Here is a 7,217-nt window from a genome sequence, read left to right on the forward strand (position 1 = left end):
GACGGCGACTACCCGGCGGTCTGTGCCGCCCTTCCCGGCTTCACATCGAAGGCGATGCAGATGCGTTCTTCGTTCGATTCGAACGGAATCGTGCGGTGGAACAGCGAGGACGGGAACAGCACGATGTCGCCGGCGACCGGCAGCAGGGTCTTGCGCGGAAAGTCGTCGTGCTCGCGCGGGTAGTCGTCGCCGTCGGTGCTGAATTCGATGCCGCCGGCCAGACTGCCGGCCGGCCGGTCGCGCGGGATCGCGAGATAGACCACGCCGCTCAACCAGCCGGTTTCGTGGATGTGCGACGTCAGATGGCCGCCCTTGCTCATCTTCACGTACCAGGCGCTGCTGAACATCGTATCGGGCGGGAAATCCTGTGCGAACACGCAGGTCTCGCCGGCCAGCCGCGCGCGGTAGCGCGCGACCTGTTCGCCGATCAACGCGGCCAGCCTCGCAAACGACGGCTCGCTGCGCCGGAACAGATTGCCCGCCGACTGAATGCCGTGATGCAGCCGGCCCTGCTTGCGGGCCTCGATCTCGGCGTGCGTCACGTCGCGCAGCAGGTCGGCCAGCAAGGCGTCGGACGCATCGGACAGCGCGTCGATGTGGCTGTGGAACACGAAGTCGAGCGGCGCAGGGCAGAAGCCGTATTCGTCGGCGACACCGAAGTTGGCGGCGTGGTGCGCCGACAAGGTCGCCAGCATAGGCGAATCATGGCGAACGCCGCGCTGGCCAACTTCAGGCCGAGAGGCGCCGATCATGGCCAGCAGCCGCTCGCGGAAAGCGTCGAAGCGGCGCGTCTTGTACAGGCAGTACAGCACGCGCTCCTGCCAGTCGCGGATCTGCGCACGCTCGAAGTACGGCATTGCCTCGGCCAGTTCGCCCATGTCGTAATGCAGCAGGCCGAGGTTGTAATTGGCTTCGCCATGCGCCGGGTCGATCGCCAGCGCGGCGCGGAAGGCGGCGATCGTGGCCGCCGCATCACCCTGGTCGCGCAGGATTTCGCCGAGGTTGCTGTGCGCATCGGCGTACCCGGGCGCCAGCGCCAGTGCCTGTCGGTAGCTGGCTGCCGCGTCGCCGAGCAGACCCTGATCGCGCTGCGCCGTGCCCAGGCTGAACCAGGCCGTTGCCGTCGGCTGTATCGCGAGTGCCTTGCGATAGGCGGCGACCGCCTCGTCATGCCGGCCCTGCTTCTGCAGCGCCGCACCCAGATTGGCGTGCGCCTCGACGAAACCGGGTTCGACCGCGACGGCTTCGCGGTAGGCGGCCAGCGCATCGTCGGTGCGCTGCAGACGTTCGCACACCGTACCGAGGTTGAACCAGGCGACCGCGAAACGGGGCTGCAGCTTCAGCGCGCGACGGTAGCTGGCGGCCGCGTCATCGGGCTGACCGAGCGCATCCTGCACCACGCCCATGTTGTACAGCAGCTCCGGAAAGTCCGGCTTCAGCGCGAAGGCGCGGCGATAGGTGGCCAGCGCCTGTTCGTTGCGGCCGCGCTGCTGCTGCACCAGACCAAGATTGCTCAGCAGTTCGGCCGAGCGCGGGTCGGCCGTGACCGCCTCGCGAAACGCCTGTTCGGCATCGTCGAGCCGGCCCAGCCCGGCCAGCGCCGAACCGCGCACGCTGTGCAGCACGATGGCCGCCGGGTAACGCCTGAGCAACTGCTGCGCGGCGCTGGCCGCATCGGCCAACCGTCCGCCGTTGTACGCCGCGAACACCGGTTGCAGTTCAGCCGGCGACGGTTGGCGCGCCTGGGTGGGCTTGTTCTTCATCGTTCAGGTCGTCAGGTCAGGGCACGGCCAGAACCGACACTGCATATATATATGCAGTGTGGAATCAGACCGGCAGTTCATCCAGTGCGCCATCGAGATGCGACACATCGCCCCAGCGTTCGACGCGCCATCCGCCGTCGTCGTGGCTCACCCAGTTCAGCGCGCAGTTTGCGATGTCGAAATCGCGCGCGCAGACGAGCCCCAGCCCGCGCACCCGCCGCGCCACGATGTCGAGCACGCCGCCGTGCGTCACCAGCAGCACCGTCTGGCCGGTGTGGCGCCTGCGCAGTGATTCGACGAAAGCCCACACTCGCGCATCGAAGGCTGCCAGCGACTCGCCGTCGCACCCCGGAAAGCCGGCCTCCGGCTCGCGTGCCTCGAAACGCTCGAAGGCCTCCGGGTGCTGGCTGCGCGCCTCGGCATAGGTCAGCCGCTGGAAGCCGCCGTAGTGGCGCTCGCGCAGCGCCGGCTCCGGCATCACCGGCAGTCCGCGCGGCACCGCGATACGCCCGGCCGTCACCCAGGCACGGCCGAGGTCCGAGCCATAGATCGTATCGATCCGCTCGCCCAGCAGCGCCAGCGCCGTGGCCTGCGCCTGCGCGAGCCCGGTATCGTTGAGCGGAATGTCGACCTGACCCTGGATGCGGCGATCGACGTTCCACGTCGTTTCACCGTGCCGGACCAGACAGAAGCGCGTGCGTGCAGTCATGAGTGTTCCTTGTGCGAAGCTGGATGTTACCTGCAGGGGCCAGGACGAAGTGGAGGTGAAGCGCAGCATCCAGGGTTCAGGCCGCTGCACTGGGGCGGTGGTTCCGGGCTGCGGGGCTTGGGCTGGGCTTGGGCTGGGCTTGGGCTGGGCTTGGGCTGGGCTGGGCTGGGCTGGGCTGGGCTGGGCTGGGCTGGGCTGGGCTGGGCTGGGCTGGGCTGGGCTGTGGGCGCGGGGGGGGGGGGGGGGGGGGGCGGGCGGGGGTGGGCTGGGCGGGCCTGGGCTGGGGGAGCGGCGGCCTCGCCGCGATCGTGCGGCGATGGCCGCTGATCGAAGTGAAGATCGCGGCGAGGCCGCCGCTCCCACAGGCCGCCACTCCCACCCGCGCCACCGGAACCACCGCGGCCGGTTACCATCGCTCATCCGCCGTTCACCCGCCTCCAGATGCGCCCGCTGCTGCTGCTCGCCGACCTGATCGACCATCTGAACGAGGCCTGCGGCCGCGTGCTGCCCTGGGCGGTGCTGGCGGCAGTGCTGCTCGCAGTGGGCAACGCACTGGCGCGCAAGTTCGATGCCGGCTCCAACGCACTGCTCGAAGCACAGTGGTATCTGGTGTCCACGGTTTTCCTGCTCGGCGCCGGCCGCGTGCTCAAGCTCGACGAACATGTGCGCATCGACCTCATCACGTCCCGGCTCGGTCCGCGCGGCAGGCTGTGGGCCGACATCGCCGGCCTGCTGACCATGGTGCTGCCGGTGGCACTGCTGATGCTGTGGCTGTCCTGGCCCTGGTTCGTCGCCTCATGGACCAGCCACGAAGTGTCGGCCAGCGCCGGTGGCCTGCCGCTGTGGCCGGCGCGCCTGCTGGTGCCGGTGGGCTTCGCGCTGCTCGCCGCCCAGGCCGTCGCGCTGCTGATCCGCCGCATCGCCGCATTGTCGGAGCCAGCCGGATGAGCGCCTGGCTGGCCGCCAACCTCGCGCCGGTCATGTTCGCGGCGATGGTGCTTTTCCTGCTGTCCGGCGTGCCGGTGGCGTTCGCGCTGGCCGCCTGCGGCATCGTGTTCGGGTTGATCGGCATTGAACTCGGGCTGCTGTCGGCCTCGCTGGTGCAGGCCATGCCCGACCGCGTGTGGGGCGTCATGAGCAACGACACCCTGCTGGCCATCCCCTTCTTCACCTTCATGGGCCTGGTGCTGGAACGCTCCGGCATGGCCGAAGACCTGCTCGACACGGTCGGCCGGCTGTTCGGCACGCTGCGCGGCGGGCTCGCGGTGGCGGTGGTGCTGGTCGGCGCGCTGCTCGCCGCAACGACCGGCGTGGTCGCCGCGTCGGTCATTTCGATGGGTCTGATTTCGCTGCCCATCATGCTGCGCGCGGGCTACGACGCGCGGCTGGCCAGCGGCGTCATCTGCGCCTCGGGCACGCTGGCGCAGATCATTCCGCCATCGCTCGTCCTCATCGTGCTGGCCGACCAGCTTGGCCGCCCGGTCGGCGACATGTACCGCGGCGCGCTGCTGCCCGGACTGGTGCTGACCGGCCTCTACCTGATCTACGTGCTGGCCGTCGCCTGGCTGCGTCCGCACAAGGCGCCCGCGCTGCCTGAAGCCGACGACCACAACGCGGCGGAGCGACGCGGCATGTGGGCGCTGTTCGCCGTGGCGGTGCTGGCCGGTGTCGCCACCAGCCAGTTGCCGGCGCTGCAGGCACACACGGCCGATGCGCGCGCGCTGTTCGCGGTCACCGCCGGCGGCAGCGTCGCCTGGCTGATCGCCGTGGCCGACCGCCTGCTGAGTCTGAACCTGCTGCCCGACCTCGCGCGCCGTGTCGCCTTCGTACTGATGCCGCCGCTGGCACTCATTTTCCTCGTGCTCGGCACCATCTACCTGGGCCTCGCGACACCGACCGAAGGCGGCGCGATGGGCGCCACCGGCGCGCTGCTGATGGCCGCCGCACGCCAACGCCTGAACCGCGACCTGCTGCAGCAGGCGCTCGACCGCACGGTGCGCCTGACCACCTTCGTGCTGTTCATCCTGATCGGTTCGCGCGTCTTCTCGCTCACCTTCTACGGCATCGACGGCCACCTGTGGGTCGAACACCTGCTGCTCGGCCTGCCCGGCGGCGAAACCGGCTTCCTGATCGTCGTCATGACGCTGGTGTTCGTGCTCGCCTTCTTCCTCGACTTCTTCGAGCTGGCCTTCATCGTCGTGCCGCTGCTCGCCCCGGTGGCCGACAAGCTGGGCATCGATCTGGTGTGGTTCGGCGTGCTGCTGGCGGTGAACATGCAAACCTCATTCATGCACCCGCCGTTCGGCTTCGCGCTGTTCTACCTGCGCTCGGTCGCCCCGAAAACCCTGCCGACACGTGACATCTACTGGGGCGCCGTGCCCTTCGTCGGCATCCAGATCGTCATGGTCGCGCTGGTACTGGCCGTGCCGCAACTGGTCACGGCCAATCTGGGGTCGGTGCAGCGCGCAGCCGGCGATTCGGTGACGACCGACGCCGACTACTGGCGCAGCTCGAGCGCGCCCCGATTGCCGGCCGGCCATCCCGACGCCGCACTTGAAGCGGCGATCGAGAAGGCGGAGGCTATGGTGGAACCCATCGTGGGCGAGGACGCTGACGACTGAAGCGCAGACAATCTCTGCCCCGCCCTGTGTTGCCGAATCAGCTGCGCCACAGTTCAGGCTGATCCAGTTCCGGCGCCATGCGCAACAGGGCTTTTTGGCCCTGCTGCGCGCGCGTGGTCCAGCCCTGGCCGCGGCCGAGGGCGTCACGCCACGCCGCATTGAAGACATCGGCCATGCCCTGGCTCAGGAAGTACTCGATCAGGCCGGCGGCCTGCAGCACATCCTTCTTCGCCTTGGTCTGCTCAGCGACCGGGCGCTCGCCGTGCACGATCAACTTGTGTACAGCGAATCGTTCAGGGGCTGGCACGTTGACGACACACGCACCGGCACGCGCAAACAGACAGCATTGCACCGGTGCTTCGAGCGAAAACTCCATGAATTTCAGCGGTTCGAGCGCCACGTTCAGGTTCGGCACCAGCACAGGCTCACCGGTGCGCGTCATGCTCGTCAGAAAATCAAGGCGGAGTTCGAGATCGTCCGGGTTTCGATACTGCGCCCCGACCTTGCCATTGAGTTGGGTGATCGGCAGGAAGCCCATTTCCAGTGATTCGAGCGCGCCATGCACATCGATCTGGATATTGGCCGGCAAGGCGATCGACACGTTGGGGCCTGCATGGGCGAAATCCACGTCGAGCGTGGCTGCGCCATCCGCCCAGCGTACGCCCAGCATGTTTCCCAGGGCGATGAAGGCATGTGTGCCGATGAGCACCCCGCCCGCCCTGAAAAACCCGTACTCGGCCAGACGACGCACCACCCGGAAGTGCTTCGGCGCCGCGGGTGTCGCGCCCGCCGCCAGTGCAACCAGAGCCGGGCTCGTCAACAGCCCGGCGGCCCGGGCACGTTCGTGCGATTCGACCAGCGAGCGGACCCGCTCCGAATCCGGACCGACATAAATCATCCGGCCCTGCTTGTCGATATCGCGATAACCGAAGTACCAATAGACGCGGCCCTTGATCGTGCGCCGGTGAAACGCGCCGGACAGCCCCGCCAGGGCGTTTCCCATCTCCAGTGTCTGAGTCTGGGAGAACAGTTCAGCGTAAGCGGTCTGGGCGGCGAGTGACAGTTCGACGTAGCGCATCGGCGGAAGTTACTATACAAGTACATTTTTGTATAGTAACCATACAGGTATTCACTGCAGACGTAACAGGTGTGGTGGTCTGACTAAAGCGAGCGGGCCTCCGCAAAACCCGGGGCGCTTCAGTCCCATTGGTCCGGGAAACGCACTAGCCGCAAGAACTCTGCCTTCGTCACGGTAGTTCTCACCATTTGTTCTCATGGAGGGGCCAATGCATCAACAAGCTGACTACACAGACCTACGTACTTCGAGGGGCAGCGGTTTCGAGCGTTCGCCAAGATCTTTACGGCATGTTCCTGGGTCACAGCTTCGTTCAGGGCAGCAATTACGTCACTTTTGAAGGTTCGGTCACCGGCCGATAGCTCTACGAACTCGTCAAGCAGGTCCCATCGCTCAGCCAGCAGTTCAGCCACCTTCTCCGTAAACGCGCCGGCGACTACACCATCGAGTCGCTTGGCAAGATCCCGGTGAACTACCTGCAACTCATGCCAGTTTGCAGCGCCGAACACACGGCTCTCTGGGGCGTGACCTTGAGGATAAGCACAGGCCGTTCCGGCGAGCGCTAGTGCCAAGCATAGATTGGTAAGCGGCGTAACCGCCATCACTCGAAGTGGATTCACGGTCGGATCACCGTCAGAGTGCGAATCGGATCACCACCAAAGTGCAACTGACGGATGGCATCCATTGCTTCGGGCGTCGTTCGAATGCAGCCCAACGTTGCATGCGCAGCTCCACATCTGTTAGCAAGGTCGCAAGCGCCCTGTCTGCCCGCATGTACTCCCACAAACTCCCGGCCAGGAACTGTGAAGCCGATGAAGTCGGTTCCCGTATCGCTTCGTGCGCTTCGCGTTGGATGCGAGTTGTAGCGCTCATACGGGAACTGTCCCTCTGGCCACACACCGCGAGATGTCGAAGCCGCATTATTGTGGGCAACATACGAACCTTCGTAAGCGTCCGACCGCCGCCGTCTTCCCTTCCCTGATCCAGCGCGTAATCATCGCCCGCACTCGGGCACCTCAATGTTGTGTCCACAAAGGAGATCATGGACA

At 66.6% G+C, this 7,217-nt stretch carries 5 protein-coding genes; 2 read left to right on the top strand and 3 right to left on the bottom strand.

From position 1 onward, the window contains the following. Nucleotides 1-8 precede the first annotated feature (8 nt). Together NMQ14_RS18415 and NMQ14_RS18420 are read right to left on the bottom strand one after the other, a co-directional pair. On the bottom strand, nucleotides 9-1,763 hold the full coding sequence (locus NMQ14_RS18415) for a tetratricopeptide repeat protein (protein WP_257098324.1): 1,755 nt from the start codon (nucleotides 1,761-1,763) through the stop codon (nucleotides 9-11). Between the two features lie 64 nt (nucleotides 1,764-1,827). Beyond that, complete coding sequence (locus tag NMQ14_RS18420; protein ID WP_257098325.1) at nucleotides 1,828-2,472, bottom strand: histidine phosphatase family protein; 645 nt, start codon at nucleotides 2,470-2,472, stop codon at nucleotides 1,828-1,830. A gap of 441 nt (nucleotides 2,473-2,913) precedes the next feature. On the opposite strand from NMQ14_RS18420, the gene NMQ14_RS18425 reads away from it, so the two are divergent. Next, nucleotides 2,914-3,420 carry a TRAP transporter small permease subunit gene (locus NMQ14_RS18425; protein WP_257098326.1) on the top strand — a complete coding sequence of 169 codons (507 nt, stop codon included), beginning with the start codon at nucleotides 2,914-2,916 and terminating at the stop codon, nucleotides 3,418-3,420. After that, nucleotides 3,417-5,093, top strand: coding sequence for a TRAP transporter large permease subunit (locus NMQ14_RS18430; RefSeq protein WP_257098327.1), 1,677 nt, complete (start codon nucleotides 3,417-3,419; stop codon nucleotides 5,091-5,093). The genes NMQ14_RS18425 and NMQ14_RS18430 overlap by 4 nt, the downstream gene beginning before the upstream one ends. 37 nt (nucleotides 5,094-5,130) lie before the next feature. On the opposite strand, the gene NMQ14_RS18435 is transcribed toward NMQ14_RS18430, so the two are convergent. Beyond that, nucleotides 5,131-6,171, bottom strand: coding sequence for a nucleotidyltransferase domain-containing protein (locus NMQ14_RS18435; protein WP_257098328.1), 1,041 nt, complete (start codon nucleotides 6,169-6,171; stop codon nucleotides 5,131-5,133). Between the last annotated feature and the right edge of the window lie 1,046 nt (nucleotides 6,172-7,217).

The sequence above is a fragment of the Methyloversatilis sp. XJ19-13 genome, assembly GCF_024580155.1.
Classification (GTDB): Bacteria; Pseudomonadota; Gammaproteobacteria; order Burkholderiales; family Rhodocyclaceae; genus Methyloversatilis.